Below are 26,306 nucleotides of genomic sequence, written 5' to 3'. Positions count from 1 at the left end.
ATTTATGGAACGCGATCAGGCCTCAAAATTCATCAACGATCTGCTGCGCCTGATGATCTCGCGCCGCGGGTCGGACCTGTTCCTGACCGCGGATTTCCCGCCCGCCATCAAGGTGGACGGCAAGGTCACCAAGGTCTCGCCGCAGCCGCTGACCGGCAACCACACGCTGCAGCTGGCACGTTCCATCATGAACGACAAGCAGGCGGCCGAGTTCGAGCGCAGCAAGGAGTGCAACTTCGCGATCTCGCCGGCCGGTATCGGACGCTTCCGCGCCAATGCCTTTCTGCAGCAGGGCCAGGTCGGCCTGGTGCTGCGCACGATTCCCGCCACCCTGCCGACCATCGCCCAGCTGGATCTGCCACCGATCCTCAACGAGGTGGTGCAGGCCAAGCGCGGCCTGGTGATCGTGGTGGGCGCCACCGGCTCGGGCAAGAGCACCAGCCTGGCGGCGATGATCGACCACCGCAACGAGAGCACCTACGGCCACATCATCACGATCGAAGACCCGATCGAGTTCGTGCATCCGCACAAGAACTGCATCGTCACGCAGCGCGAGGTGGGCATCGACACCGACAACTGGGAAGCGGCGCTGAAGAACACGCTGCGTCAGGCGCCCGACGTGATCCTGATGGGCGAGATCCGCGACCGCGAAACGATGGAGCATGCCGTGGCCTTCGCCGAGACCGGCCACCTCTGCATGGCCACCTTGCACGCCAACAGCGCCAACCAGGCGCTGGACCGCATCATCAACTTCTTCCCCGAGGAGCGCCGCAGCCAGCTGCTGATGGACCTGTCGCTGAATCTGCGCGCCCTGGTCAGCCAGCGCCTGTTGCCGCGCCAGGAGGGCAAGGGCCGCATCGCCGCGGTGGAGATCCTGCTGAACACGCCGCTCATCTCCGACCTGATCTTCAAGGGCGAGGTCAGCGAGATCAAGGAACTGATGAAGCGCTCGCGCGAGCAGGGCATGCAGACCTTCGACCAGGCCCTGTTCGACCTCTACGAACAGGGCAAGGTGAATTACGAGGACGCGCTGCGCAATGCCGACTCGGTCAACGACCTGCGGCTGCAGATCAAGCTGAACAGCGAGCGCGCACGCCAGGGCGACCTGTCTTCCGGCACCGAGCATTTGACGATCGTCTGACCACCCCTACCGGCGGAGCCGGATCCGCGGCGGTCGCTGGATGGGGACGGCATGTGTTGGAGAATCCGTCGAGTTCGTCGACAGGAAGCACAGCATGAGCACTCGCACCTATGAATCCATCGCGCCGCGCAAGCTGGCGTTCCTCGGCCTCGGCGTCATGGGGCATCCCATGGCCGGCCATCTGGCCCGGGCCGGCCATGCGGTGACGGTCTACAACCGCACCGCGGCCAAGGCCGAGGCCTGGGCCAAGGAATACGGCGGCACCTTCGCCGCGACGCCGGCGGCCGCGGCGGCCGATGCCGATATCGTGTTTGCCTGCGTCGGCAACGACGCCGATCTGCGCAGCGTCGTGCTGGGCGAGGCCGGGGCCTTTGCCGGCATGCGCTCCGGGGCCATCTTCGTCGACCACACGACCGCTTCCGCCGAGCTGGCGCGCGAGCTGCATGCCGAGGCGCTCAAGCGCGGCCTGCAGTTCGTCGATGCGCCGGTCTCGGGCGGCCAGGCCGGCGCCGTCAATGGCGCGCTGACCGTGATGTGCGGCGGCGATGCCGCGCCCTTCGAGACCATGCAACCGGTGGCCCTGGCCTTCGCCAAGGCCGTGACCCTGGTGGGCGAGAGCGGCGCCGGCCAGCTGGCCAAGATGGTGAACCAGATCTGCATCGCCGGCCTGGTGCAGGGTCTGTCCGAGGCCGTGGCCTTCGGTCAGAAGGCGGGCCTGGACATGAGGCAGGTGCTGGACGTGATCGGCAAGGGCGCGGCCCAGAGCTGGCAGATGGACAACCGCGGCAAGACCATGGTGGCCGACCAGTTCGATTTCGGCTTCGCGGTCGACTGGATGCGCAAGGACCTGGGCCTGGTGCTGGACGAGGCGCGCCGCAACGGCGCCAAGCTGCCGGTGACCGCCCTGGTGGACCAGTTCTACGCCGACGTCCAGACCCTGGGCGGCGGGCGCTGGGACACCTCGAGCCTGATCAAACGGCTGAAGTAATGGCTGCCTGATCAAGCCATCCGCCGGGGCGCCCCAAGGATGGCTTGAGCCGATGTGAGCGCGCGGCAACCCGCGCGAGCATCGGCATCCCTCGGGGGATCGCCCAGGTACCCCTGGGCGAGGGGCTCACTGTTTCGGCTTGGGCGTGATGCGCGCGAGTTCCTCTTCGCTGATCACCTCCATCGCCCGCACCACCTTCTGCACGCCGCCGACGCCGCGCGCGATCTCGCTGGCGCGGGTGGCCTCCCGTTCGGTCACGCGGCCCATGATGAAGACCGTGCCGCGCTCCACCACCACATAGAAGGCGTTGGAGATCAGGTCGCGCGCGTCCACCAGGCTGGCCTTGACCTTGCTCGCGATCAGCACGTCGTTGGAGCGGCTGCTCAGCGAGCTGTTGCCGGCCACCACGATCTCGTTGAGCACGCGGTTGACGTTCTCGACCTGGGCCACGACGCGCTCGGCCGCGGCGCGGTCGCCCTCGCTGGGTGCCTCGCCGGTCAGCAGCACGATGCGGTTGTAGCTGTTGACGTTGATATGGCCGCGGTCGCCGACCTGCTCGCGCAGCCGGGCGGCGGCCTTGAGCTCGATGCCCTGGTCCTCGATCTGCGTGCCCGAGGTGCGGCGGTCGGTGGTCATCAGCGCGGTGCCGACCATCGCGCCGCCCACCAGCAGCGGTGCGCAGGCGCTCGTCAGCAGGGCGGCGCTCAGGGCGCCGAGCAGGGCGGCGCGGCGCGCCAGGCGGGTTGTGGTCTTAGCGGTCATTCGGTCTCCCATGGGTCTTGCGTCACTCGCCGGTGCCCAGCAGCTGCATGTCGACCGCATCGCACAGGCAATGGGCCAGCAGGCGCTGCGTCTCGGCCACGCGGGCGAAGCGGCTGTGCGGCACGCGGATCTGCACATCGGTGTCCAGCAGCAGGCCGCGCAGCTCTTCGTCCTGGCTGCCGGTCAGCGCGATCACGCTCATCTCCTGGGCATGGGCGGCCTCCAGCAGCGCGCCATGGCTGGCGCGGCTGGCGCTGCCGGCCTCGAACAGCAGCAGCAGGTCGCCGGGATGGCCCAGGGTCTGGATCTGGCGGGCCGGGGCGGTCAGCCCGTCCAGGGCCCAGGCCGCCAGGCCCGGGCGCTCCTGTTCGAAGCGCCCCGCCAGCAGTGCGGCCATGTAGCGCGCGTCCAGTTCCGACAGGCCCAGGCCCGTGCACAGCACGCGGCCGCCGGCGGTGATGCCGTCCACCAGCATCTGCGCCGCCACCGCCAGAGGGCGGGACAAACCTTCGGCCACCTGGTATTGCAGGTCGGCGCTCTCGAAAAACTGTTGTTGGATGCGTTGCTCAAGCATTGACCCGCATCATAAGCCAGGGTCAACCCCTAGTCCTGGGCCTCGAACGCGGCCTGCAACCAGTCGATACCGTCGCCGTCCAGCGCGACGACATCGAAGCGGCAGGGCGGCGGCGTGGCATGGCGCAGCAGGTAATGGCGCGCCGCATAGATCAGCCGGCGCTGCTTGGTCGGCGTGACGCTGGCCGCGGCGCCGCCATGCGAGGCATCGAGCCGGGCCCGCACCTCGACGAAGACCAGGGTCCCGTCGCGGTCCCGCATGATCAGGTCCACCTCGCCGGCGCGCGCGCCGGGGCCGGCCGCGACCCGATAATTGCGCTCCAGCAGCCGCAGGCCCCGCTGCTGCAGGTGCTGCAGCGCGCGGTCCTCGGCGGCATCGCCCCGAACCTTGGTGGAGCCCCATTTGAACATCGACGCCTCCCTGCTGATGCAGGCGGCCGCGGCCGCGGCCGGTGGCCAGCAGTATCCCGCAGCCACGCTCTACGTGGTGGCCACGCCGATCGGCAATCTGGCCGACCTGACGTTCCGCGCCGCCCATGTGCTGGGCCTGGTCGATGCGGTGGCCTGTGAGGACACGCGCGTCTCCGGCGGCCTGCTGCGCCATCTGGGCCTGCACAAGCCCTTGATCGCGCTGCACCAGCACAACGAGCGCGAGGCCAGCACGGCGCTGATCGCGCGGCTGCGCTCCGGCGAGCGCATCGCCTATGTGTCGGACGCCGGCACGCCGGCCATCTCCGACCCCGGCGCGGTGCTGGTGGCGGAGGTGGCCGCGGCGGGCCTGCGCGTGCTGCCGGTCCCCGGCGCCAGCAGCGCGGTGACGGCGCTCAGCGTGGCCGGCGACATGGCGGCCGCGGGCTTCGAGTTCGCCGGCTTCCTGCCGACCAAGGCGGCCGAGCGCCGCACGGCGCTGCAGGCCCTGGCCGGCAGCCCGCGCAGCCAGGTGCTGTTCGAGGCGCCGCACCGCATCAAGGCCCTGATCGAGCTGCTGGCCGAGCTCTGCGGCGCGCAGCGCGTGACGGTCTGCCGCGAGCTGACCAAGCAGTTCGAGACCGTGCACACGGCCCCGGCCGCCGAGCTGCCGGCCTGGATCGCCGGCGATGCCCAGCGCGAGCGCGGCGAGTTCGTGCTGGTGCTGCATGCCAAGGCGCCGGACGCGGCGTCCGAGGCCGAGCTGGCGCCCGAGGCGGAGCGGACCCTGGCCGTGCTGCTGCGCGAGCTGCCGCTGAAGCAGGCCGTGAGCCTGGCCGCCGAGCTCAGCGGCGCACCGCGCAACGGGCTTTACGAGCGCGCGCTCGCATTGAAGGACGGCGCGCCATAATCCCGCCATGATCTCGCGCGAACCCACCCTGGCCCGTCTCGCGACGGCCCAAGCCCAGCTGCTGGAACCCTATGGCCTGACCGAGGCGTCCCTGGCCAAGGCCCTGCGGCTGATCACCGAACACCGGGTCGACGATGCCGACCTCTATTTCCAGACCACGCGCGCCGAGGGCTGGAGCCTGGAGGAGGGCATCGTCAAGAGCGGCAGCTTCTCGATCGACCAGGGCGTCGGCGTGCGCGCGGTCGCCGGCGAGAAGACCGCCTTCGCCTATTCGGACGACATCTCCGAGGCCGCCCTGCTGGACGCCGCGCGCACCGTGCGCTCGATCGCCGCGGCCGGACAGAGCAGGCGCGTGCAGGTGCCCAGCACGCCGACCGTGCCGGGCAGCCGCGCGCTCTATGGCGACGCCGACCCGATCGCCAGCCTGGACAGCACGGCCAAGGTCGCGCTCTTGGAGCGCGCCGAGAAGATGGCGCGCGCCAAGGACCCGCGCGTGGCGCAGGTGATGGCCGGACTGGCGGCCGAGCATGAGGTGGTGCTGATCGCGCGCGCCGACGGCACCTTGGCGGCCGACGTGCGGCCGCTGGTGCGGCTGTCGATCACCGTGATCGCCGAGCAGAACGGCCGGCGCGAGGTGGGCAGCGGCGGCGGCGGCGGGCGCTTCGGCCTGGCCTATTTCAGCGACGAGATGATCGCCAGCTATGCCGAGCAGGCCGTCTCGGCCGCGCTGACCAATCTGGAATCGCGCCCGGCCCCGGCCGGCGAGATGACCGTGGTGCTGGGCCCGGGCTGGCCCGGCGTGCTGCTGCACGAGGCGGTGGGCCATGGCCTGGAGGGCGATTTCAACCGCAAGGGCTCCAGCACTTTCTCGGGCCGCGTTGGCCAGCGCGTCGCGGCCAAGGGCGTCACGGTGCTGGACGACGGCACGATCCCCGACCGCCGCGGTTCGCTGAATATCGACGACGAGGGCTGCGCCTCGCAGCGCAATGTGCTGATCGAGGATGGCATCCTGAAGGGCTATATCCAGGACGCGATGAACGCGCGCCTGATGAAGGTGAAGCCCACCGGCAACGGCCGGCGCGAAAGCTATGCCCATGTGCCGATGCCGCGCATGACCAACACCTATATGCTGGGCGGCGACAAGGACCCCAAGGAAATCATCGCCAGCATCAAGAAGGGCCTGTACGCCACCAACTTCGGCGGTGGCCAGGTGGACATCACCTCCGGCAAGTTCGTCTTCTCCGCCAGCGAAGCCTTCTGGGTCGAGGACGGCAAGATTCAGTACCCGGTGAAGGGTGCGACCATCATCGGCAACGGCCCCGACGCGCTGACCCGCGTCTCGATGATCGGCAACGACATGCGCCTGGACACGGGCGTGGGCGTCTGCGGCAAGGAAGGCCAGAGCGTGCCGGTGGGCGTGGGCCAGCCGACCTTGCGCATCGACGGGCTGACGGTGGGCGGCACGGCCTGAGATGGCCTGAGAGCCTGCTCAGCCGGGCGCTACGCCCGTCTTTAGCACCGCGAGGAACTCGTCCAGCGCCTGAGCGTTGGCGCTCGCGGCATCGGTCCGACATAGCGCGCCGAGCGGCTCCAGGGGGGCATCCAGCGCGAGCTTGAGTTCGACGACGCTGCCCCGCGGCAGCGGGTCGAGCACCGAACGCGGCCCGGCCGCGACGGCATCGCCACCGGCCAGCAGCGACTCGATCAGCAGCGGCGCCAGGCTCTGGATCGGGTGTTCGATCGGCACGATGCGCGCGCGCTTCAGCGCGTCGTCGATCAGCGCGCGCACCGCGTAACCCTCCGGCGCGAGCAGCCAGCGGGAGCCGGCCAGATCACTCCAGCGCACGCGCGCCCGCTGGGCCGCTGGGTGTGAGGGCGAGGTGAACACCACCATGCGGTCGGTCTTCAGCGCGACAAAGTGCTGTCCGCTGGCGAGCCGCGCCGGCCGACGCAGCAGCACCATGTCGAAGGCACCGCTTGCCAGGCCGGCGAGCAGCCGGTCGCTGCTGTCTTCGACCAGATTCAGGTGCAGGCCGGGCCGTGCCAGCAAGGCGGCCATGGCCGGGCGCAGCAGGCTGGCGACCGCGGCCGGCAGCGCGCCGATGCGCAGCGGCCGTGCGGCTTCCTGCGCGTGCGCGGCCGCGCCCTCGCTGACGACACGCAGCGCGTCGAGCATCGTGCGCGCCTGCGCCGCCAGCGTGCTGCCGGCCGGCGTCGGGCGCATGCCTCGCGCGTGGCGTTCGAACAGGCGCAGCTCGAGCAGGCTCTCGATCTCGCGCAGCATCTGCGTCGCGGCCGGCTGGCTGACATGGATCGCCAGCGCGGCGCGGCGCAGATTGCCGGCCGACGCCAGCGCCGCGATCAGATGCAGGTGGCGCATGCGCAGGCGCGCGAGCAGGCGCTCATGCAGCACATTGGGGCTGAGGGTGGTGGTGGCCATTGATAGGTGCAGCTTATCGCAAGCTGGAAAAACGACTGGCAATCGATAGCGCTTCCGGCATGCTGGCGGCCTTCTGTCCCACTGCCCTTGCGGAGTCCGTCGATGCGCCTGCCGTCCTGTTTCTTCAACGCGTCCCTGCTCGCTCTGAGCGCCCTGATCGCCGCCGCCGGCGCGGCCCATGCACAGGCGGCGGCCGCCAGCGCGCCCGCCGCCGCCCAGGCGCTCTACCCGCTGATCGCCGAGCGCTCGAAGGCGATCGAGTCGAAGGTGATCGCGTGGCGTCGCGACATCCATCAGCACCCCGAGCTCGGCAACCAGGAGCGGCGCACGGCAGCCCTGGTCGCCGCCCATCTGAAGAAACTCGGCTTCGAGGTGCGCGAGGGGGGCGCCGTGACCGGCATCGTCGCGACGCTGAAGGGGGGCAAGCTCGGCCCGGTCGTGGCACTGCGCGCCGACATGGATGCGCTGCCGGTGAAGGAGCAGCTCGACCTGCCGTTCGCGTCCAAGGCCAGGGCGGTATGGGACGGCAAGGAGGTCGACGTGATGCACGCCTGTGGCCATGACGGCCATGTCGCGATCCTGATGGGCGTGGCCGAGGTGCTGGCCTCGATGAAGGAGCGCCTGCCCGGCACCGTGAAGCTGCTGTTCCAGCCGGCGGAGGAAAAGCTGCCGAACGGCGAGATCGGCGGCTCGCGCCGGATGCTGAACGAGGGTGCGTTCGATGCGCCGCGGCCCGATGTCGTGTTCGGCCTGCACCTGATGTCGGTGGGAAACACCGGGCTGATCGGCTACCGGTCCGGGCCCATCCTGGCGGGCTCGGACGCGTTCAAGGTCGAGGTCAAGGGGCGCCAGACGCATGGCTCGCAGCCCTGGGGCGGCATCGACCCGATCGTGCTCGGCGCGCAGATCGTGCTGGGCTTCCAGACCATCGCGAGCCGGCAGGTCAATGTGAGCAAGGAGCCGTCGGTGCTGACGGTCGGCACCTTCAATGCCGGCAGTCGCTACAACATCATTCCCGACGAGGCGAAGATGAGCGGAACGCTGCGCACCTACGACGAGGAGATGCGCAAGTTCATCATGACGCGCATGGGCGAGACCGCGTCGCTGATCGCGCAGAGCGGCGGCGGCACGGCGCATGTGCATTTCGAGGCCGATGGCTACGCGCCGACCGTGAACGACGCGGCGCTGACCGAGAGGATGGTGCCGAGCCTGCAGCGCGTTCCCGGCGCGAAGGCCGAGCTGATCCAGAAGAGCACCGGCGGCGAGGATTTCTCCTTCTTCGCGCAGGCGGTGCCGGGCCTGTTCGTATTCATCGGCGCGACGCCGCCCGGCCAGGATCCGGCCAAGGCCGAGCCGAACCATTCGCCGCGCTTCTTCGTCGACGAGGCCAGCCTGCTGGTCGGCGTGCGCACGCTGACGCATCTGACGGTCGACTACATGGCGATGGCGCGGAAGTGAGGGAGCCTGCGGGCCGATCGCGGCCCGCAGGCATCCCCGATGCCGCGCTGCAACGCGATCCCCAAGGCATCGTGCTACATTTGGCCCATGCGTTTCGTCGGCAAGTTTTATTTCTTTGCTTTCTTTTGGTTCTCGCACCGCACCGGCGGAGGAGAGGCGAACGCGTAAGCAAGCAAGTCGAGCGCAACGAATCTCTAGAAACCGCCGGGGCAAGCCCCGGCGGTTTTTTTTCGTCCCATGATCGATCAGACCCGGAAAGAGCCACGCCCCATGAATGCCAAGACCACCGCGCAGCACCAGGCCGAACGCTGGTATTCGCCGCAGGACAAGACCAGCGAGACCGACGACCAACGCATCCGAGACATCACCCCCTTGCCGCCGCCCGAACACCTGATCCGCTTCTTCCCGATCTCCGGCACGCCGATGGAGCGCCTGATCACCGGCACGCGCCAGAAGATCCGCGACATCATGCAGAAGAAGGACGACCGGCTGCTGGTCATCATCGGCCCCTGCTCGATCCACGATCCGGCTGCGGCGCTGGAATATGCGCGCCGGCTGATGGTAGAGCGCGAGAAACACGCCGGTACGCTGGAGATCGTGATGCGGGTCTATTTCGAGAAGCCGCGCACCACGGTGGGCTGGAAGGGCTTGATCAACGACCCCTATCTGGACGAGAGCTACCGCATCGACGAGGGCCTGCGCATCGCGCGCCAACTGCTCTTGGAGATCAACCGCCTGGGCATGCCGGCCGGCAGCGAGTTCCTGGACGTGATCTCGCCGCAGTACATCGGCGACCTGATCTCCTGGGGCGCGATCGGCGCGCGCACGACCGAGAGCCAGGTGCACCGCGAGCTGGCCTCGGGCATCTCGGCGCCGATCGGTTTCAAGAACGGCACCGACGGCAATATCAAGATCGCGACCGACGCGATCCAGGCCGCGGCGCGCGCCCACCATTTCCTGTCAGTGCACAAGAACGGCCAGGTGGCGATCGTCGAGACCAAGGGTAACAAGGACTGCCATGTGATCCTGCGCGGCGGCAAGGCCCCCAACTACGACGCCGACAGCGTGGCCGCGGCCTGCGCCGATCTCGCGGCCGCCAAGCTGGACACCCGGCTGATGGTCGACTGCTCGCACGCCAACAGCAGCAAGAAGCACGAGCGTCAGCTGGACGTGGCGCGCGACATCGCGGACCAGCTGAAGGCGGGCAGCCGGCAGATCTTCGGCGTGATGGTGGAAAGCCATCTGCTGGATGGCGCACAGAAGTTCAGCCCCGGCAAGGATGATCCGAGCAAGCTGGAATACGGCAAGAGCATCACCGACGCCTGCCTGGGCTGGGACGACTCGCTGGCGGTGTTGGAGGTCTTGAGCGCGGCGGTCAAGCAGGCGCGCGGCTGAGCGAGAATCGACCCGTATTTCAGGAGGCAAGCGATGCGCAGCGAGATCAAGGTCGTGTTCGGTCCGGACCAGGAGTTCGACCTGGTGGTGGATGGCAACGAGGTGCTGGATTTCGAGGCCGCCCGCCGCTGGCTGGACGAGCAGTTCGTGAAGAACGAATGCGAGCCGATCCGGGGCTCGGGCAAGGTGCTGATTGCCGACAAGGTGCTTGCGGTGGCCGCGGCCGCCGGCCCGGCGGCGTTCGCAGACCCGGTTTTCGCCCTGGATTTCGCCCGTGCCACCAGCGGGGCGTTGTCCAAGGCCCTGGTGCGGGTGGATCTGCCCAAGCTGAGCCTGTCCTACTGATCTGCTCTTGAACTGCGCCGCCGCGCCCCTACCTGAGGGGCGCGGCGGCGCGGCCGCTTTTTTTCTTTCCTCACATTCACGACGAAGCCATGGAAAAACAAACCCATTCCTTCCAGGCCGAGGTCAAGCAGATCCTGCACCTCGTCACCCATTCGCTGTATTCCAACAAGGAAATCTTCCTGCGCGAGCTGGTCTCCAACGCCTCGGACGCTTGCGACAAGCTGCGCTTCGAGGCGCTGGACAAGGCCGAGTTGTTCGAGGACGCGCCGAACCTGGAGGTGCGAGTCAGTTTCGACGAGGCCGCCCGCACGGTGACGATCAGCGACAACGGCATCGGCATGAGCGCCGAGGAAGCGATCGCCCATCTGGGCACGATCGCCAAGAGCGGCACGCGCGAGTTCATGGCCAAGCTAGATTCCATGTCTGGCGAACAGAAGAAGGATCTGAATCTGATCGGCCAGTTCGGCGTCGGCTTCTATTCCGGCTTCATCGTGGCCGACCGCATCACGGTCGAGACGCGCCGTGCCGGCCTGAAGGCCGAGGAGGGCGTGCGCTGGAGTTCCGAAGGCACCGGCGACTACGAGGTCGAGACCATCGCCAAGGCCGGTCGCGGCACCGATGTGATCCTGCATCTGCGCGAGGGCGAGGAAGAGTTCCTGAAGACCTGGCGCCTGAAGTCCATCATCGGCAAATACTCGGACCATATCTCCCTGCCCATCCTGATGAAGAAGGAGGAGTGGGACGCCGAGAAGAGCGAGCAGGTCCTGAAGGACGAGTGGGAAAGCGTCAACAAGGCCTCGGCATTGTGGGCCCGCAGCAAGAGCGAGGTCACGCAGGAGCAGTACGAGGAGTTCTACAAGCAGATCAGCTACGACCAGGAAGCGCCGCTGGCCTACACGCACAACCGCGTCGAGGGCCGCAGCGAGTACACCCAGCTGCTCTACATCCCGAAGAAGGCGCCGTTCGATCTGTGGAACCGCGACAAGCGCGGCGGCGTCAAGCTCTACGTCAAGCGCGTCTTCATCATGGACGACGCCGAGGCGCTGATGCCGGTCTACCTGCGCTTCGTCAAGGGCGTGATCGACTCGGCCGACCTGCCGCTGAATGTCTCGCGTGAGCTGCTGCAGGAAAGCCGCGACGTGAAGGCGATCCGCGAGGGCTCGACCAAGCGCGTGCTGGCCATGCTGGAAGCGCTGGCCGACAGCGAGGACGCCGCCGAGAAGGCCAAATACGCCGATTTCTGGAAGGATTTCGGTTCGGTGCTGAAGGAGGGCATCGGCGAGGACCACCAGAACCAGGAGCGCCTGGCCAAGCTCTTGCGCTTCGCCTCAACCCACGCCGACGAGAACGTCTCGCTGGCCGACTACCTGAGCCGGGCCAAGGAAGGCCAGGACGCGATCTACTACATTACCGCCGACTCGCTGCAGGCCGCCAAGAACAGCCCGCAGCTGGAGATCTTCCGCAAGAAGGGCATCGAGGTGCTGCTGCTGATCGACCGCGTCGACGAGTGGATGCTCTCGCATCTCTACGAGTTCGAGGGCAAGCCGCTGCAGTCGGTGGCCAAGGGCGCAATCGACCTGGGCAAGCTGCAGGACGAGGATGAGAAGAAGAAGGCCGAGGAAGCCGCCGAGGCCAACAAGCCGCTGCTCGACCGCCTGAAGGCCTCGTTGAAGGATCGCGCCAAGGACGTGCGCATCAGCACGCGCCTGGTCGATTCGCCGGCCTGCATCGTCGTCGAGGAGGGCGACATGAGCGGCCATCTGGCGCGCCTCTTGAAGCAGGCCGGCCAGACCGCGCCGAGCTCGCTGCCGACCCTGGAGATCAACGCCGAGCATGCGCTGGTCAGGAAGCTCGACAGCAGCGCGTATTTCGACGATCTGGCCCAGGTGCTGTTCGACCAGGCCGTGCTGGCCGAGGGCGGCAGCCTGGAGGACCCGGCGGCCTATGTGCGGCGGGTCAACGCGATGCTGCTGGGCTGACTACGCATCCCAGAAGATGTATTCGTCTTCATCGGGGGGCGTGCCGGAGGCGGGCGGCTGGGGCGCCATCGCCTCCAGTTGCTCGCGCAGCTTGATCACCTGGTCGCTCCAGTAGTTGGGCGTGCCGAACCAGGGGAAGGCCAGCGGGAAGGCCGGGTCGCCCCAGCGCCGCGCCAGCCAGGCGCTGTGGTGGATCATGCGCAGGGTGCGCAGCGGTTCGATCAGCGCCAGCTCGCGGCGATCGAAGTCCAGCACCGCCTCGTAGCCTTCCAGCACGCATTCCAGCTGGCGGCGCATGCTCAGGGCGTCGCCCGAGAGCAGCATCCACAGGTCCTGCACCGCGGGGCCGGTGACGGCGTCGTCCAGGTCGACGAAATGCGGTCCCTTGTCGGGTGTCCAGAGGATGTTGCCGGGGTGGCAGTCACCGTGCAGGCGTTGCAGGCGCAACTCCGGCAAGGCGTCGAAGGCCTGCTGGATCGCGGCCAGGCAGCGTTGCACCGCATCGGCCCAGGCCGGACGGATCTCCAGCGGCACGGTCTCGTTCGCCAGCAGGAAGTCCAGCGCCGCCTGACCCGGCTGGGCGCTGGCCCAGGCCAGGCGATGTTCAAAAGGCCGGGCGCGGCCCACCGCATGGATGCGGCCCAGATAGCGCCCGATCCAGCTCAGCACCTCGGGGTCTTCCAGCTCGGGCGCCCGCCCGCCCTGGCGCGGCGTGACGGCAAAGCGCTGGCCCTGGAAATGAATCAGGGTCGAGGGGGGCGTGCCCAGGGGCCAGGGGGCGGCCACCGGAACCTCCGCCTCGACCAGCTCCTGCGCGAAGGCATGCTCCTCCAGGATCTGCGCGTCGCTCCAGCGCCCGGGGCGGTAGAACTTGGCCACCGCCACCCCGCTGAAAGAATGGCCATCCTCCAGATGCAGTTGCAGCACGCGGTTCTCGTAGGAGTTCAGCTGCAGCATGCGGCCGTCGCCGTAGAGCCCGGCAGCCTCCATCGCGTTCAGCATGAACTCGGGGGTCAGGTCGCGAAAGCCGGTGTCGGTGCTGCTCATGAGGGGCAAATGAAAACGGCGCCCGAGGCGCCGTTGGAAGGAACAGGGGGGCGAGAGTCTGCAGTCTAGCGGTGGCTGTAGCGTGGTGAGTCCACCACCACGCCAACGATGTCATTCGGCGCCTCGTCCGGATACTGCGAATCGGCGCCCAGCGGCTCGCCGAAGGGGCGGCTGTTGCGGAAGCCCGGGCGACTTCCCGCCAGGCTGTCATAGCGGCTGTCGGGCGCGAAGAAGGAATCATGGAACACTGCCGAGTCCTGCCAGAGATTCTCGCGGCCGCCACGGCGCGGCGTCTTGGCGCTGATGCTGGGGCGCGCGGCCACGGTCGGTGCCGGCTGCGGGCCGCGGTTGGCACTGCCGCCAAAGGGCACCAGCAACTGCAACTCGGCGGCACTGGGCAGGTTGTCGATCGGGCAGCGCAGGTAGCGCACGCGGCAGGCGCCCAGCACCGATTGCTTGATCTGCAGGGTACGGCTGGAGGCCTGGCGTTCGCTGTCCAGGTCGACGGCGGCCAGCACCCGGCCGTTCGGGCTGCAGATCGCGAAGCTCACATGGGTGGCGCCGAGCAGATCGAACCAGTAACGCACCTGCTTGGCCTCGGTGGGCTGGCAAAAGCGCACCAAGGGCAGCTTGGCGAGAATCACATGGTGAGGCAGGGCCTCCTTGAGCAGGCGATGGACGCGCCGCTCGTCGGTGCTGAACACGGGGCGCGCGCTCAGGGACCATTCGATGGGCAGGGGTTTGACGGTCTGGCGAGGGCGTCGCAGCGCCCACAGCAGCGCCAACGTCGCAAAGCCGAGACCGCACACCAGCGCGATGATCCACGGAACGATTGTTTGCATCCCTCGTGATCTCGAATGGTTATGAACACCTCCCATGGGTGTTCAAGCGCAGAATGTAACTGAATATCACGGCATCGCGCCCCGGGCTCACCCTGGGTTGCGGGGTGGGCATAACGCGCGGTCGGCGCCGAACGGCTTACTGTTTGGCAGCCTTGCCGGCGTCATCGAACTGGGATTTGACCTCGCCGACGCCGTCGATGATGTTGCCCAGCAGCTGGATATGGCGCTTGAACTGGAAGTCCAGTTCCGCCATATGACGCTCGATCGCCTCGCCCACATGGGAGGCCATGGTGTCCGGCGGCAGGCGCAACCAGGCCTCGGATTCGGAGCCGTCGCGCTCGACGGTGGCGCCGGCCTTGCGGGCGATCTTCAGCATCGGCGCGTTCTCGCTCAGCGCATGGATGAACAGGGTCTCGATGCCGCGGTTGCGCGCGTGCAGGGCCGCGCGCTCGAACAGGCGGGCGCCAAAGCCGCGTCCGCGCGCCTTGCCGAGCACCGAAACGCCGAACTCGGCCATCGCCGGCTGGCCCTGGCGCTGCGGCCGCGGTTCGTAGGCGAGATGGGCCATGGCCACCAACTGCAGCCGACGGTTGAAGATGCCCAGCACCTCGTCGCGCTCGAAATCCAGGCCCATCGCGTAGCGGATGATCTGCTCGTCCGAGGCCGGATAGCCGAAGCGCAGATAGCGGTCGCGTTCGGACAGGCTCAGCAAATGGTCGCGGATGCGCCGACGGTGCCGCCGCGCGAGCGAGCGGATGGGCACCCAGGACGACAGATGCTGCAGGGCTCCCCAGGCGGGGGTGGCATCTGCGGGGGGCGGCTTGCGGGCCGGGGTATTCATCGCGAGGCCTTGCTAAGTAATAACCCGCATGATACCCGCGGCAAAGGCGGCTGTCAGTGCGCGTAGGGGCCTGGGCTTGTCGGCCGACGGCGCCTTTGATACACTCGCGGGCTTTCCTGTATTTGGCTGCGGGAAAGAAGTCCCTTTTGCCGGGCTGAGAGGCCGCCTTTGACGAAGCGGCACCGAATGAGGGCAGCGGGGACTGCGATTTAGCAGAACAGCCATGCGACTGCTCCCGTCGTTCCTCGGAATGGCCGGAGTTACCGAAAGAAACTCATGAAGACCTTCAGCGCCAAGCCGGCAGAAGTGACGCACGAGTGGTTTGTGATTGACGCCACCGACAAGGTGCTCGGACGTGTTGCCAGCGAAGTGGCACTCCGTTTGCGCGGCAAGCACAAGGCCATTTACACGCCTCACGTCGACACCGGTGATTTCATCGTCATCATCAACGCCGACAAGCTGCGTGTCACGGGCAACAAGGCCACGGACAAGGTGTACTACCGTCACTCGGGCTTCCCGGGCGGCATCTACGCCACCAAGTTCAAGGACATGCAAGCCAAGCATCCGGGTCGTGCCCTGGAGAAGGCTGTCAAGGGCATGCTGCCCAAGGGCCCGCTGGGCTATGCCATGGTGAAGAAGCTGAAGGTGTACGCCGGTGCCACGCATCCGCACACCGCCCAGCAGCCCAAGGCTCTGGAAATCTAAGGAGCGGTGATGATCGGAAACTGGAACTATGGTACCGGCCGCCGCAAGTCGTCGGTCGCACGTGTCTTCATCAAGAAGGGCACGGGCCAAATCGTCATCAACGGCAAGCCCGTCGAGCAGTACTTTGGTCGTCAGACCTCGATCATGATCGCCAAGCAGCCCCTGCTGCTGACGAACAATGGCGAGGCCTTCGACATCAAGGTGAACGTGCACGGTGGCGGCGAGTCGGGTCAGGCCGGCGCCGTGCGTCACGGCATCACCCGCGCGCTGATCGACTACGACGCAGCCCTGAAGCCCGAACTGAGCCGCGCCGGCTTCGTCACACGTGATGCGCGTGAAGTCGAGCGTAAGAAGGTCGGTCTGCACGGTGCGCGTCGCCGGAAGCAGTTCAGCAAGCGCTGATCCTCAACAAAGCCGGTCGCCCGCGGGTGGCCGGGCTTTGCGACAAGGCCGCTGCCCCGCAGCGGCCTTGTTTCATTTGGGCTCGGCCCCAAATACCTCGGGCTGCAAGGTTCGCCGTTTGGGTGGACAATAGCGGGCAAGAGCCCATCTACCAGGAATTTCTATGAGCGCAGTTCTCGAAACCCAAACCGCCGGCGCCGACGACATGCCCGTGCCGCTGATCTTCACCGACAGCGCGGCCGAAAAGGTGCGGGATCTGGTGGCCGAGGAGGGCAATCCGGAGCTGAAGCTGCGCGTCTTCGTGCAGGGCGGCGGCTGCTCCGGCTTCCAGTACGGCTTCACCTTCGATGAGGCCGTGAACGACGACGACACACAAATGAGCAAGAACGGCGTCACGCTGCTGATCGACGCGATGAGCCTGCAGTACCTGATGGGTGCCGAGATCGACTACAAGGAAGACCTGCAGGGCGCGCAGTTCGTGATCAAGAACCCGAATGCCACCACGACCTGCGGTTGCGGTTCGAGCTTCTCGGTCTGAGCGCCTCCTTGCCAAACAGGAGCCGCCCACGGGCGGCTTTTTTGCGACCGGCGCTCAGGCCGGGTAGAGTGCGCCCAGCACGCGTGGACCGGCGGCGCCGGTGACGCGCGGCAGATTGCCTGTCTCGCGGCGCAGGAAGCGCTGGGCCAGCCAAGCGAAGGCCGCCGCCTCGACCTGCATCGGTGGTAGTCCTCGGGCGTCGCTGCTCAGTACCTGCAAGGTCGGCAGTCGGGCCTGCAGGCGCTGCATCAAACGGCCGTTCAGCGCGCCGCCGCCGCACACCAGCAGTTCGCTGCAAGCGGTGCCGCGCAGGCAATCGGCGATGCTGGCGGCCGTCAGCTCCAGCAGGGTGGCCTGGACATCCTGCGGGCGCGTCTGCGGCTGCGATCCCAGGTGGCGTTCCAGCCAGCCGGGGTTGAACAGATCGCGGCCGGTGCTGCGCGGCGGCGTCAGCGCGAAGAAGGGCTCGGCCAGCATGGTCTGCAGCAGCGCGGGCAGTACCTGCCCGCTGGCGGCCCAGACGCCGTCGGCGTCATAAGGCTGGCCGTGATGCCGTGCCACCCAGTGGTCCATCAGGCAGTTGCCGGGGCCGCAGTCGAAGCCGCTGGTCGAGCCGTCGCGGCCCAGCAGGCTGATATTGCTGATGCCGCCGATATTGAGCACGGCGATGTCCGCATCCGGTCGCGCGAACAGCGCGCGGTGGAAGGCGGGTACCAGCGGGGCGCCCTGGCCGCCGGCGGCGACGTCGCGGCCGCGCAGGTCGCAGACCAGGTCAATGCCGCTCAGCTCGGCCAGCAAGGCGCCGTTAAGCAGCTGCAGGGTGTAGCCGTTGCCATCGAACTCGCCGGGGCGGTGCCGGATGGTCTGGCCGTGGGCGCCGACGGCGCGCACATCACCGGGGCCATGGCCGCTCCGGCGCAGCAAGGTGTGAACCAGCTCTGCATAGGCGTGCGCCATGCGATTGGCGGCGATGGCGCAGCGATGCGCCTCGTTGTCGCCGGGGCTGTTGAGTGCCAGCAGTTCCTCGCGCAGGTCCGGCTCGAAGGGGCGGTGCTGGTGATCGAGCACCTCGATCGGTGCGCCGCCGCAGCCGGGAAAGCGCACTAGCACGGCATCGACCCCGTCCAGCGAGGTGCCGGACATCAGGCCGATGTAGAGATCGGCCATGGGATCCGTCATTACTGAGTGGTGCCGACGTCCATCGACTCGGCGGCGGCCAGCTGGGCCTTGATGCCGGTGACCTGCTGCCTGAACTGGGCCTTGGCGGTGGGCGAGAGCTGGATGGTCTCGGCGGCCTTGGCCATCACGCGCGGATCGAGCTGCTTGCCGCCCACGCGGAACTCGAAGTGCAGGTGCGGGCCGGTGGCCCAGCCGGTGGCGCCGACGGCACCGATCTTCTGGCCCTGCTCGATCTTCTGGCCCTTCTTGACGTCGATGCGGCTCAGGTGGGCATAAACCGTCGTGCGATCACCGCCGTGGCGCAGATGGATGACGTTGCCGAAACCGTTCTGCCAGCCGGCAAAGTCGACCGTGCCATCGCCGACGCTGCGCACCGAGGTGCCTGTGGGCGCGCCGTAATCCGTTCCCAGATGGGCGCGCCATGTCTGCAGGATGGGATGAAAGCGCATCGAGAAATTGGAGGTCACGCGCGAGAACTCCAGCGGTGCCGCCAGGAAGGCGCGGCGCTTGCTCTCGCCGTCCAGGCCGTAGTAGCTGCCCTTGCCGCTGGCCGGGTCGCGGTACCAGACCGAGGTGTAGCTCTTGCCGCCGTTGACGAACTCGGCGGCGATCACGCGGCCGCTGCTCTGGCCCCAGTTGATCGGTTCGCCGTCGGCGGTCATGGCCTCGAAGACGACCGAGAAGCGATCGCCCTTGCGCAGTTCGCGATGGAAATCGATGTCGGCGGAGAACATGTCGGCCATCTGCGAGGCGATGGCATCGGGGATGCCGGCCTCGTCGGTGGCGACGAACAGCGAGCTGCGCACCACGCCGCTGCCCAGGCGGGTCTGCGGCTGTAGCGGCACGGCTTCGAGCTTGGCCTCGAAGCCGTCCTGCGCGTTGCGGGTGATGCTCAGGCGGCTGAAATGGCTGTCCTGCTGCTCGGCCAGCTCGGCCGGGAAGCGCACGATCATGGCGCGAACCTTGCCGTCGGCCTCGGCGTCGAGTTGCACCATCTTGCCGACGCGGCCCTGCAGCACGCGGCGGGCCAGGGCGTCGCTGCGCAGGAAGGCGGCGGCGGCGGGGTCGAAGGCGCCCATGCGGCGCAGCAGGCTGTCGGCCGTGTCGCTGCTGCGGGTCACATCGTTGCGCACCAGACTCAGCGGGTGCGCGGCCAGCGCGGCCATTTGCTCTTCCAGATCGAGGGTCTGGGTCGGCTCGCTGATCAGGTGCTGCGGCAGGTCGGCGGCATTCGGCGCCAGCGGCGCGATACCGAAGGCGGTGATGGCGAAGCCCCCCAGCGCGATGACGACGCTGCGGGTGAGGGCCTTCGGATGGCGAGCGGCGAAGCCTTCGGCCTTGGCTACGGCTTGCTTCAGTTCGTTTTTCCAGTCAATCACGCTTAACCTGGGACCTTGTTGTTTGGCGGTCCCGCCGAGCCCGGTGGAGCGGCGCGGAACGCGGTGGACCTCGAGACGTCCACTAGAATTTGGGGCTGGCACCTCCCCCCAAACGAGGGGTGGCGAGCGCAAAACAGCGGCGAGTATAGCGAGCCGCGGGCCGCGCGAATGCCAAGAAAACCCGATGAATCAAGGCTTTACATCTGGCCTGCGCCCAAACTTCACGAACATGTCCGAATCGCGAACTCCTGCCGCCGAGCCCTCTTCCGCCACGGCCCATCCGGTCACCGACAGGGTGCGCGAGGCCATGGCCGTCTCGCTGCGCGGCGTTGACGAGCTGCTGCCGCAGGCCGACTGGGAGCGCAAGCTGGCGCGTTCGGAAGCCACCGGAACACCACTGCGTATCAAGCTGGGCCTGGACCCGACCGCGCCGGACATCCATATCGGCCACACCGTCGTGCTGAACAAGATGCGCCAGCTGCAGGATCTGGGCCACCAGGTGATCTTCCTGATCGGCGATTTCACCTCGATGATCGGCGACCCCTCGGGCCGCAACGCCACCCGCCCGCCGCTGACGCCAGAGCAGATCAAGTTCAACGCCGAGACCTATTACAAGCAGGCCAGCCTGGTGCTGGACCCGGCCAGGACCGAGATCCGCTACAACTCCGAGTGGAGCGACCCGCTGGGCGCGCGCGGCCTGATCCAGCTGGCCGCCAAGTACACGGTGGCGCGCATGATGGAGCGCGACGACTTCACCAAGCGCTATGCGGCACAGACGCCGATCTCGGTGCACGAGTTCCTCTACCCGCTGATGCAGGGCTACGACTCGGTGGCGCTGAAGAGCGATCTGGAGCTGGGCGGCACCGACCAGAAGTTCAACCTGCTGATGGGCCGCCACCTGCAGCAGGAATACGGCCAGGAGCCGCAGTGCATCCTGACCATGCCGCTGCTGGAGGGCCTGGACGGCATCGAGAAGATGTCCAAGTCCAAGAACAACTACGTGGGCATCACCGACCCGGCCAACACCATGTTCGCCAAGGTGCTGTCGATCAGCGATGTGCAGATGTGGAAGTGGTTCGACCTGCTGAGCTTCCGCAGCCTGGACGAGATCGCCCGGCTGAAGACCGAGGTCGAGGCCGGCCGCAATCCGAAGGACGCCAAGGTGCTGCTGGCCAAGGAGATCACCGCGCGCTTCCATTCCAAGGCCGCAGCGGAGGCTGCCGAGGAGGACTTCAACAATCGAGCCAGGGGCGGCATCCCCGACGACGTTCCCGAGATCACCCTCTCCGGTGAGATGGGTCTCGGTGCCCTGTTGAAGGCGGCGGGACTGGTGGCGTCGAGCAGTGAAGGCCTGCGCATGGTGGAGCAGGGCGGCGTCAAGATCGATGGTGCGGTGATCAGCGACAAGGGCTTGAAGGTTCAGCCTGGCACCTTCGTATTGCAGGTCGGCAAACGCAAGTTTGCCCGCGTGACCCTGAGTTGATCCGGAATCGGCCATGAGAAAGGGCGGCCATGGCCGCCCTTGTCTCTTGCCGGCCGAGCGGGCTCAGACCGAGTAGGTGCTCGACGCCGTGCGGCCGCCGCTGCCGGTCCAGTTGGTGTGGAAGAACCGGCCGCGCGGCTGGTCCACGCGCTCGTAGGTGTGGGCGCCGAAATAGTCGCGCTGGGCCTGCAGCAGGTTGGCGGGCAGGCGCGCGCTGCGCAAGCCGTCGAAGAAGGACAGGGCGCTGGCGAAGGCCGGCACCGGGATGCCCTTCTCCACGGCCGTGGCCACCACCTTGCGCCAGCTGGCCTCGCTCTTCTTGATCGCCGCCGCGAAGAAGGGCGCCAGCAGCAGGTTCTGCAGCTGCGCATCCTGGTCGAAGGCGTTCTTGATATCGCCCAGGAAGGCGCTGCGGATGATGCAGCCGCCGCGCCACATCAGCGCGATGCCGCCGTAGTTCAGGTGCCAGCCGTTCTGTTCGGCGGCCGCGGCCATCAGCATATAGCCCTGGGCGTAGCTGATGATCTTGGAGGCGTAGAGCGCCTGGCGGGTGGCCTCAACGAAGGCGGCGCGCTCGCTGTCGGCATCGCTGACCTTGCGGCTGCCGCCGCCGAACACCTTGGCGGCCTCGACGCGCAGGCTCTTCATCGCCGAGACGCAGCGGCTATACACGGCCTCGGCCATCAAGGTGATCGGGATGCCCAGATCGGCCGAGGAGATCACGGTCCATTTGCCGGTGCCCTTCTGGCCCGCGGTGTCGAGGATCTTGTCGACCAGGGGCGCGCCGTCCTCATCGGTCTTGGCCAGGATGTCGCGGGTGATCTCGATCAGATAGGAATCGAGCTCGCCCCGGTTCCAGTCGGCGAACACCGCGCTCATCTCGGCCGGTGTCAGCCCCAAGCCTTCCTGCATCAGCTGGTAGGCCTCGCAGATCAGCTGCATATCGCCGTACTCGATGCCGTTGTGCACCATCTTCACGTAATGGCCGGCACCGCCTTCGCCGACCCAGTCGCAGCAGGGCGCTTCCTTGCCGTCGGGGCCGGCAACCTTGGCCGCGATGGCCTGGAAGATCGGCTTCACATGGGGCCAGGCCGCCGGCGAGCCGCCGGGCATGATGCTGGGGCCGAAGCGCGCGCCTTCCTCGCCGCCGGAGACGCCGGTGCCGATATAGAGCAGGCCCTTGGACTCGACATACCTGACGCGCCGCGCCGTGTCGTCGAACAGCGAGTTGCCGCCGTCGATGATGATGTCGCCCGGCTCCAGGTGCGGCAGCAGCTGCTCGATGAACTCGTCCACCGGCGCCCCGGCCTTGACCATCAGCATCACGCGACGCGGGCGCTTCAGCAGGGACACCATTTCCTCGATCGAATGCGCGCCGAGCACCTTGGTGCCCTTGGCCTCATGGGCCAGGAATTCGTCGACCCTGGCGGTGGTGCGGTTGTAGGCGACCACGGTGAAACCGTGGTCGTCCATGTTCAGGATCAGGTTCTGGCCCATGACGGCCAGGCCGATCAGGGCGATGTCGGCTTGGGGCTGCATCTTGTTGTGTCGGATCAATGGAGGGCCAGATTGTCCGCCATGTGGTCCGACAGGGCGGCGGCAAGGCTTTGCGCCCCGCTACTCCACCCGCCGGGGCTCGCGCGACAGGATGCGCCCGAGCATTTCACCCAGGTCCTGCGAGGTGTTCTGTTTCTCGAGCAGGCCGCGCACGCCCGAGTCGCGCGCGTTGTTGCGCAGTTCCTCGGTAATCAGGCCCGTGCTGATCACGACCGGGATCTCGGGCCGGATGCGCGCCACCGCATGCGCGATGTCGAGGCCCGAGCAATCCGGCATATTGAAGTCGGTGACGATGAAGTCGAAGGTCTCCGGATGCTCGCGCACCGCGGCGATCGCCTGCTGGGCGTCCTGGAAGGTGCTGACGCGATAGCCCGCGCGCTGCAGGATGCGCTCGACCACCAGGATCATGGTCTCGTCGTCGTCGACATAAAGCACATGCTCGCCATGCCCCCTGATGGCTTCCGGCGCCGCCGCCTGTGCGATCGTGGCATCGGCCTGCTGTTCGACGCAGGGGAAGTACATATGGAAGACGCTGCCCCGGCCGGGCTCGCTCTCGACCTCGATCGCGCCATGATGGGCGGCCAGGATGCCGTGCACGACCGACAGGCCCAGGCCGGTGCCGCGCCCTACCGGCTTGGTGGTGAAGAAGGGTTCGAAGATGCGCTCGCGGATCTCGGCCGGGATGCCCGCGCCGTTGTCCTTGACCCAGAGCCGGGTATAGGCGCCGCTTGCCAGTCCGCCCAGGCGCTGGGCGGCGGCCTCGTCCAGCCGGACCGCTTCGAGCCCGATGTCGATGCGCCCGGCACCGTCCTTCAGCGCATGCCAGGCATTGGTGCACAGGTTCATCAGCACCTGCTGGATCTGGGTGGCGTCGGCCTGCACATGCAAGGGCACATCGGTCAGCCCGAGATGGATCTCGATGCCCGCCGGCAGGGTCGCGCGCAGCAGCTTGTAGGTCTCCTCGATCACCGGCCGCAGCTGCTGGGTCTGCAGCGCCTGCGGTTCGCGGCGGCTGAAGGTGAGGATCTGCCGCACCAGATTGCGCGCGCGCACGCTGGCCTTGTGGATCTCGTCGAGATTGCTCAGTGCCGCATGGGACTGGCCGAGCTCGCCGCGGGCCAGATCGACATTGCCCAGGATGGCGCCGAGGATGTTGTTGAAATCATGGGCGATGCCGCCGGCCAGGGTGCCGATCGACTCCATCTTCTGGATATGGCGCAGCTGCGCCTCGAACTGCTGCCGGTCCGCCTCGGCCTTCTTGCGCTCGCTGATGTCGGTCACGACGACGCGCACCATCGGGATATTGAGCTTGGCCTTGACGCGCACGCAGTCGAGCTGGGCATGAAAGCCAAGCTCGCCGGCACCGTGCAACAGCAGCTCGAGGCGCTGCCGGCTGCCGCGGTGCAGGGTGTGCAGGAAATGCTCGTACCAGCGGTCGAGGTCGACCGCCGCCACCGACTGCGCAAAGCGGGTGCCCAGCAGATGCTCGCGCCGGTCGCCCAGCATCGCGGCGCAGGTCAGGTTGAGCTGCACGATCTCCCCGTCATGCGACAAGGTCATGTAGCCGACCGGCGCGAAATCGTACAGGTCCATGTAGCGGTCGCGCGAGAGCTTGAGATCGATCTGCGCCTGGCGGTGCTTGGCGCGGATCAGGGCCTGCTCCATCTCGCGTTCCAGCACCGGCGCCAGGCGCGCCAGGTTCTGCTTCATCACATAGTCGCTGGCGCCGGCCTTCATCGCCGCCACGGCCGTCTCCTCGCCGATGGTGCCGGAGACGAAGACAAAGGGAATGTCGAGCTCGGTGGTGCGGAAGATGTTGAGCGCCTCCAGGCCGCTGAAGCGCGGCAGGCTGAAGTCCGCCAGCACCGCATCCCAGCGCGCCTGGCTCAGCGCCGCGCGCAGTGCCGCGGCGTCCTGGACGCGCTGGTAGCTCGGCCGGTAGCCGCCGCGGCGCAGGGCCAGCATGGCCAGCTTGGCGTCGTCCTCGGAGTCCTCGACAAAGAGAATCTGGATGTCCTTGCTGCTCACTCGATAACCCCGCGCGGCGGCAGTTGATTGATGGCGAGCCAGTAGATGCCCAGCACCTTGACGGCCTCCAGGAACTCCGTGAAGTCGACGGGCTTGCGCACATAGCTGTTGGCGCCCAGCGAATAGCCCGAAATCAGATCCTGCTCCTCCTTCGAGGAGGTCAGGATCACCACCGGCAGCAGCTGGGTGCGCGGGTCGGCCCGGATCGCCCGCAGCACGCCCAGGCCATCGAGCTTGGGCAGCTTCAGATCCAGCACCACCAGGGTCGGCAGCGGCGCGTCGACCCGGTCGGCGTAGGCGCCGCGGGCGAACAGGAAGTCCAGCGCCTCGATGCCGTCGCGCGCCACGGTGATCGGGTTCACCAGGTGGCTGCGCTTGAACGCCCGCAAGGTCAGCGCGGCGTCGTCGGGGTTGTCCTCAACCAGCAAGATGACCTTGTTCGCTTCGCTCATCGCCCTGCTCCGTCAAGCTGAAGAAAAATGTCGCGCCGCGGTCGGGCTGGGCCTGCACCCAGATCTTTGCGCCATGGCGGTGGAAGATGCGCTGCACGATCGCCAGGCCGATGCCGGTGCCCGAGAACTCGCTCTCGTGGTGCAGGCGCTGGAAGGCGCCGAACAGCCGGCCCGCATAAGCCATGTCGAAGCCGACCCCGTTGTCGGCCACGAAGCAGGCCCGGCGCCCCTCCTGCTCCTTGACGCCGACGCGTATCACCGGCTGCGCGGTCTTGCCGGTGAACTTCCAGGCGTTCTCCAGCAGGTTCTGCATCGCGATCTGCATCAGGGCCTTGTCGGCCTGCACCGTGATGCCCGCGTCGATCTCCCAGCGCGCGCTGCGCCCGGGCTGCTGCTGGTCCAGCGACGCGGCGATCTCGCGCGCGATCTCGCTCAGATCGACCGAGCGGATCGACAGCTCGGCCCGCGTCACCCGCGACAGGCCCAGCAGCTCGTCGATCAGCCGTCCCATGCGCTGGCTGGCGGCACGGATGCGCTGCAGCGCGTCCTTGCCGTCCTCGTCCAGCTTGTCGCCGTAGTCCTCGATCAGCGCCAGCGCGAAGCCGTCCATGCTGCGCAGCGGGCTGCGCAGATCATGCGAGACCGAATAGCTGAAGGCCTCGATCTCCTTGTTGAGCGCCGCCAGCTCCTGGTTGCTGCGCTCGATATGGGCGAAGGAGTCGCGCAGCGCATGGGTCATCGCATCGAAGTTGCGCGACATCCGGCCGATCTCGTCGGTGCTGCCGATGTCGAGCTTGTAGTCCCAGTTGCCAGCGGCGACCTCGCGCGTCGCCTGCTCCAGCCGGCCGATGGGCGCCAGGATGCTGCGACGCAGGAGCCAGGCGGCGGCGGCGATGATGGCGGCGATCAGGGCCAGGCCCGCCAGGATCACGATCACCACCCGCTGCTGTGCGGCATTGATGCGCTCGGTCGAGAACTCCGCCAGACGCGTCGCGTCGGTCACGCTTTCCTGCTGGTAGATCAGCAGCCGGCTCGCCAGTTGGGCCTCGAAGCGCTGCATCGCCGCGTCGCCGCCCGGCGCGCCCGCCTGCTCGTCGGTGGAGGCAGGCTGCAGCTCGCCGAACAGGCGGTGCGCGGCCGCATGGCGGTGGCGCAGGTCCTCGAGCAGCTTGGCCTGCTCCCGGGCGCCGAAGGCGCTGTCGGCCAGCAGGCGCTCCAGGCGCGCGGCGACCTTCTGCTCCTGCAGGCGGGCGCGCTCCTGGCGATACAGGATGTACTCGAAGGTCACCAGCCGCAGATCGCTGAGCGCGCGCGCGACCGCGGTGGTCTGGCGGAGCTGGCGCTGGGCGTCCTCGACCTCGCCGTTGGCGCGCCAGATCATCAGCGCGATGAACGCTATCGTGGCGAGCGCGGTGAAGGTGGCCAGCCGGGCTTTGGTGCTGATCTTCACAAGC

At 67.6% G+C, this 26,306-nt stretch carries 25 protein-coding genes; 12 read left to right on the top strand and 13 right to left on the bottom strand.

The genetic code is table 11. The features are described 5' to 3' along the window. Window positions 1-4 precede the first annotated feature (4 nt). Both AC07OQ_RS08645 and AC07OQ_RS08640 read left to right on the top strand, forming a co-directional pair. Complete coding sequence (locus AC07OQ_RS08645) at window positions 5-1,141, top strand: PilT/PilU family type 4a pilus ATPase (RefSeq protein WP_495052701.1); 1,137 nt, start codon at window positions 5-7, stop codon at window positions 1,139-1,141. A 94-nt stretch (window positions 1,142-1,235) separates the two neighbouring features. Further along, window positions 1,236-2,129 carry an NAD(P)-dependent oxidoreductase gene (locus AC07OQ_RS08640; protein WP_495052700.1) on the top strand — a complete coding sequence of 298 codons (894 nt, stop codon included), beginning with the start codon at window positions 1,236-1,238 and terminating at the stop codon, window positions 2,127-2,129. A gap of 126 nt (window positions 2,130-2,255) precedes the next feature. Here the strand turns inward: AC07OQ_RS08640 and AC07OQ_RS08635 are convergent, their stop codons facing one another. From AC07OQ_RS08635 to AC07OQ_RS08625, 3 genes are read right to left on the bottom strand one after another with little or no spacing between them, the layout of a single operon-like run. Beyond that, window positions 2,256-2,891 carry a BON domain-containing protein gene (locus AC07OQ_RS08635; RefSeq protein ID WP_495052699.1) on the bottom strand — a complete coding sequence of 212 codons (636 nt, stop codon included), beginning with the start codon at window positions 2,889-2,891 and terminating at the stop codon, window positions 2,256-2,258. Between the two features lie 22 nt (window positions 2,892-2,913). Beyond that, window positions 2,914-3,465, bottom strand: coding sequence for an SIS domain-containing protein (locus AC07OQ_RS08630; RefSeq protein ID WP_495052698.1), 552 nt, complete (start codon window positions 3,463-3,465; stop codon window positions 2,914-2,916). Between the two features lie 29 nt (window positions 3,466-3,494). Further along, complete coding sequence (locus AC07OQ_RS08625) at window positions 3,495-3,875, bottom strand: YraN family protein (RefSeq protein WP_495052697.1); 381 nt, start codon at window positions 3,873-3,875, stop codon at window positions 3,495-3,497. Here AC07OQ_RS08625 and rsmI point away from each other — a divergent pair. Then, on the top strand, window positions 3,868-4,782 hold the full coding sequence (gene rsmI, locus AC07OQ_RS08620) for a 16S rRNA (cytidine(1402)-2'-O)-methyltransferase (protein WP_495052696.1): 915 nt from the start codon (window positions 3,868-3,870) through the stop codon (window positions 4,780-4,782). The two genes, AC07OQ_RS08625 and rsmI, sit on opposite strands and share 8 nt — an antisense overlap. 7 nt (window positions 4,783-4,789) lie before the next feature. After that, on the top strand, window positions 4,790-6,253 hold the full coding sequence (tldD, locus tag AC07OQ_RS08615) for a metalloprotease TldD (protein WP_495052695.1): 1,464 nt from the start codon (window positions 4,790-4,792) through the stop codon (window positions 6,251-6,253). A gap of 18 nt (window positions 6,254-6,271) precedes the next feature. On the opposite strand, the gene AC07OQ_RS08610 is transcribed toward tldD, so the two are convergent. Further along, window positions 6,272-7,222, bottom strand: coding sequence for a LysR family transcriptional regulator (locus AC07OQ_RS08610; RefSeq protein ID WP_495052694.1), 951 nt, complete (start codon window positions 7,220-7,222; stop codon window positions 6,272-6,274). Between the two features lie 102 nt (window positions 7,223-7,324). On the opposite strand from AC07OQ_RS08610, the gene AC07OQ_RS08605 reads away from it, so the two are divergent. From AC07OQ_RS08605 to htpG, 4 genes are all read left to right on the top strand, one after another. After that, the gene (locus AC07OQ_RS08605) at window positions 7,325-8,680 is read left to right on the top strand and encodes an amidohydrolase (protein WP_495052693.1); all 1,356 of its coding nucleotides are present in this window, start codon (window positions 7,325-7,327) and stop codon (window positions 8,678-8,680) included. 270 nt (window positions 8,681-8,950) lie between these two features. Continuing rightward, window positions 8,951-10,075, top strand: a complete 1,125-nt coding sequence (locus tag AC07OQ_RS08600) for a 3-deoxy-7-phosphoheptulonate synthase (RefSeq protein ID WP_495052692.1) — start codon at window positions 8,951-8,953, stop codon at window positions 10,073-10,075. 33 nt (window positions 10,076-10,108) lie between these two features. Further along, entirely contained in the window at window positions 10,109-10,420 is a 312-nt protein-coding gene (locus tag AC07OQ_RS08595) for a hypothetical protein (RefSeq protein WP_495052691.1), read from the top strand. Between the two features lie 89 nt (window positions 10,421-10,509). Next, window positions 10,510-12,399 carry a molecular chaperone HtpG gene (gene htpG / locus AC07OQ_RS08590; RefSeq protein ID WP_495052690.1) on the top strand — a complete coding sequence of 630 codons (1,890 nt, stop codon included), beginning with the start codon at window positions 10,510-10,512 and terminating at the stop codon, window positions 12,397-12,399. Here the strand turns inward: htpG and AC07OQ_RS08585 are convergent, their stop codons facing one another. From AC07OQ_RS08585 to AC07OQ_RS08575, 3 genes are all read right to left on the bottom strand, one after another. Continuing rightward, the gene (locus tag AC07OQ_RS08585) at window positions 12,400-13,446 is read right to left on the bottom strand and encodes a serine/threonine protein kinase (RefSeq protein ID WP_495052689.1); all 1,047 of its coding nucleotides are present in this window, start codon (window positions 13,444-13,446) and stop codon (window positions 12,400-12,402) included. A 65-nt stretch (window positions 13,447-13,511) separates the two neighbouring features. Next, window positions 13,512-14,288: a DUF2726 domain-containing protein gene (locus tag AC07OQ_RS08580; protein ID WP_495052688.1), complete on the bottom strand. Its 777-nt coding sequence runs from the start codon at window positions 14,286-14,288 to the stop codon at window positions 13,512-13,514. A gap of 136 nt (window positions 14,289-14,424) precedes the next feature. Then, entirely contained in the window at window positions 14,425-15,129 is a 705-nt protein-coding gene (locus tag AC07OQ_RS08575) for a GNAT family N-acetyltransferase (RefSeq protein ID WP_495052687.1), read from the bottom strand. A gap of 276 nt (window positions 15,130-15,405) precedes the next feature. Between AC07OQ_RS08575 and rplM the strand changes: the two genes are divergently transcribed. The 3 genes from rplM (at window position 15,406) to erpA (ending at window position 16,774) form a co-directional block, all read left to right on the top strand. Beyond that, window positions 15,406-15,834: a 50S ribosomal protein L13 gene (rplM, locus tag AC07OQ_RS08570; protein WP_195796143.1), complete on the top strand. Its 429-nt coding sequence runs from the start codon at window positions 15,406-15,408 to the stop codon at window positions 15,832-15,834. A gap of 9 nt (window positions 15,835-15,843) precedes the next feature. Beyond that, window positions 15,844-16,236: a 30S ribosomal protein S9 gene (gene rpsI / locus AC07OQ_RS08565; RefSeq protein WP_195796144.1), complete on the top strand. Its 393-nt coding sequence runs from the start codon at window positions 15,844-15,846 to the stop codon at window positions 16,234-16,236. A gap of 163 nt (window positions 16,237-16,399) precedes the next feature. Continuing rightward, a complete protein-coding gene (gene erpA / locus AC07OQ_RS08560) occupies window positions 16,400-16,774 on the top strand; it encodes an iron-sulfur cluster insertion protein ErpA (protein ID WP_495052686.1) in 375 nt (124 codons plus the stop codon). A 54-nt stretch (window positions 16,775-16,828) separates the two neighbouring features. On the opposite strand, the gene AC07OQ_RS08555 is transcribed toward erpA, so the two are convergent. Both AC07OQ_RS08555 and AC07OQ_RS08550 read right to left on the bottom strand, forming a co-directional pair. Next, window positions 16,829-17,941 carry an anhydro-N-acetylmuramic acid kinase gene (locus tag AC07OQ_RS08555; protein WP_495052685.1) on the bottom strand — a complete coding sequence of 371 codons (1,113 nt, stop codon included), beginning with the start codon at window positions 17,939-17,941 and terminating at the stop codon, window positions 16,829-16,831. A gap of 11 nt (window positions 17,942-17,952) precedes the next feature. After that, window positions 17,953-19,332 carry a peptidoglycan DD-metalloendopeptidase family protein gene (locus AC07OQ_RS08550; protein WP_495052684.1) on the bottom strand — a complete coding sequence of 460 codons (1,380 nt, stop codon included), beginning with the start codon at window positions 19,330-19,332 and terminating at the stop codon, window positions 17,953-17,955. Between the two features lie 229 nt (window positions 19,333-19,561). On the opposite strand from AC07OQ_RS08550, the gene tyrS reads away from it, so the two are divergent. After that, complete coding sequence (gene tyrS / locus AC07OQ_RS08545; RefSeq protein WP_495052683.1) at window positions 19,562-20,815, top strand: tyrosine--tRNA ligase; 1,254 nt, start codon at window positions 19,562-19,564, stop codon at window positions 20,813-20,815. Window positions 20,816-20,878: 63 nt separating this feature from the next. Here tyrS and gnd read toward each other — a convergent pair whose 3' ends face one another. The 4 genes from gnd to AC07OQ_RS08525 all read right to left on the bottom strand — a co-directional run bounded on the left by gnd (window position 20,879) and on the right by AC07OQ_RS08525 (window position 26,302). Next, window positions 20,879-22,354 (bottom strand): decarboxylating NADP(+)-dependent phosphogluconate dehydrogenase, encoded by a 1,476-nt coding sequence (gene gnd / locus AC07OQ_RS08540; protein WP_495052682.1) that lies wholly within the window; start codon window positions 22,352-22,354, stop codon window positions 20,879-20,881. A 78-nt stretch (window positions 22,355-22,432) separates the two neighbouring features. After that, window positions 22,433-24,400, bottom strand: a complete 1,968-nt coding sequence (locus AC07OQ_RS08535) for a hybrid sensor histidine kinase/response regulator (protein ID WP_495052681.1) — start codon at window positions 24,398-24,400, stop codon at window positions 22,433-22,435. Continuing rightward, window positions 24,397-24,852, bottom strand: coding sequence for a response regulator (locus tag AC07OQ_RS08530; RefSeq protein ID WP_495052680.1), 456 nt, complete (start codon window positions 24,850-24,852; stop codon window positions 24,397-24,399). The genes AC07OQ_RS08535 and AC07OQ_RS08530 overlap by 4 nt, the downstream gene beginning before the upstream one ends. After that, a complete protein-coding gene (locus AC07OQ_RS08525) occupies window positions 24,818-26,302 on the bottom strand; it encodes a sensor histidine kinase (RefSeq protein WP_495052679.1) in 1,485 nt (494 codons plus the stop codon). Before AC07OQ_RS08525 ends, AC07OQ_RS08530 begins: the two co-directional genes overlap by 35 nt. Between the last annotated feature and the right edge of the window lie 4 nt (window positions 26,303-26,306).

It is taken from the genome of Roseateles sp. GW821-FHT09B06 (genome assembly GCF_059418245.1).
The sequence above is the reverse complement of the archived record's forward strand: the minus strand, read 5'-3'. Positions and strand labels throughout refer to the sequence as shown.

Excerpts from the sequence above, each read along its gene's own strand:
- gnd (WP_495052682.1), bottom strand. The coding sequence starts at position 22,354 with ATGCAGCCCCAAGCCGACATCGCCCTGATCGGCCTGGCCGTCATGGGC.
- tyrS (WP_495052683.1), top strand. The coding sequence starts at position 19,562 with ATGTCCGAATCGCGAACTCCTGCCGCCGAGCCCTCTTCCGCCACGGCC.
- AC07OQ_RS08630 (WP_495052698.1), bottom strand. The coding sequence starts at position 3,465 with ATGCTTGAGCAACGCATCCAACAACAGTTTTTCGAGAGCGCCGACCTG.
- htpG (WP_495052690.1), top strand. The coding sequence starts at position 10,510 with ATGGAAAAACAAACCCATTCCTTCCAGGCCGAGGTCAAGCAGATCCTG.
- AC07OQ_RS08640 (WP_495052700.1), top strand. The coding sequence starts at position 1,236 with ATGAGCACTCGCACCTATGAATCCATCGCGCCGCGCAAGCTGGCGTTC.
- AC07OQ_RS08625 (WP_495052697.1), bottom strand. The coding sequence starts at position 3,875 with ATGTTCAAATGGGGCTCCACCAAGGTTCGGGGCGATGCCGCCGAGGAC.
- AC07OQ_RS08530 (WP_495052680.1), bottom strand. The coding sequence starts at position 24,852 with ATGAGCGAAGCGAACAAGGTCATCTTGCTGGTTGAGGACAACCCCGAC.
- AC07OQ_RS08635 (WP_495052699.1), bottom strand. The coding sequence starts at position 2,891 with ATGACCGCTAAGACCACAACCCGCCTGGCGCGCCGCGCCGCCCTGCTC.
- rplM (WP_195796143.1), top strand. The coding sequence starts at position 15,406 with ATGAAGACCTTCAGCGCCAAGCCGGCAGAAGTGACGCACGAGTGGTTT.
- AC07OQ_RS08575 (WP_495052687.1), bottom strand. The coding sequence starts at position 15,129 with ATGAATACCCCGGCCCGCAAGCCGCCCCCCGCAGATGCCACCCCCGCC.
- tldD (WP_495052695.1), top strand. The coding sequence starts at position 4,790 with ATGATCTCGCGCGAACCCACCCTGGCCCGTCTCGCGACGGCCCAAGCC.
- AC07OQ_RS08585 (WP_495052689.1), bottom strand. The coding sequence starts at position 13,446 with ATGAGCAGCACCGACACCGGCTTTCGCGACCTGACCCCCGAGTTCATG.
- AC07OQ_RS08610 (WP_495052694.1), bottom strand. The coding sequence starts at position 7,222 with ATGGCCACCACCACCCTCAGCCCCAATGTGCTGCATGAGCGCCTGCTC.
- AC07OQ_RS08595 (WP_495052691.1), top strand. The coding sequence starts at position 10,109 with ATGCGCAGCGAGATCAAGGTCGTGTTCGGTCCGGACCAGGAGTTCGAC.
- AC07OQ_RS08580 (WP_495052688.1), bottom strand. The coding sequence starts at position 14,288 with ATGCAAACAATCGTTCCGTGGATCATCGCGCTGGTGTGCGGTCTCGGC.
- erpA (WP_495052686.1), top strand. The coding sequence starts at position 16,400 with ATGAGCGCAGTTCTCGAAACCCAAACCGCCGGCGCCGACGACATGCCC.
- AC07OQ_RS08605 (WP_495052693.1), top strand. The coding sequence starts at position 7,325 with ATGCGCCTGCCGTCCTGTTTCTTCAACGCGTCCCTGCTCGCTCTGAGC.
- rpsI (WP_195796144.1), top strand. The coding sequence starts at position 15,844 with ATGATCGGAAACTGGAACTATGGTACCGGCCGCCGCAAGTCGTCGGTC.
- AC07OQ_RS08600 (WP_495052692.1), top strand. The coding sequence starts at position 8,951 with ATGAATGCCAAGACCACCGCGCAGCACCAGGCCGAACGCTGGTATTCG.
- AC07OQ_RS08555 (WP_495052685.1), bottom strand. The coding sequence starts at position 17,941 with ATGGCCGATCTCTACATCGGCCTGATGTCCGGCACCTCGCTGGACGGG.
- AC07OQ_RS08645 (WP_495052701.1), top strand. The coding sequence starts at position 5 with ATGGAACGCGATCAGGCCTCAAAATTCATCAACGATCTGCTGCGCCTG.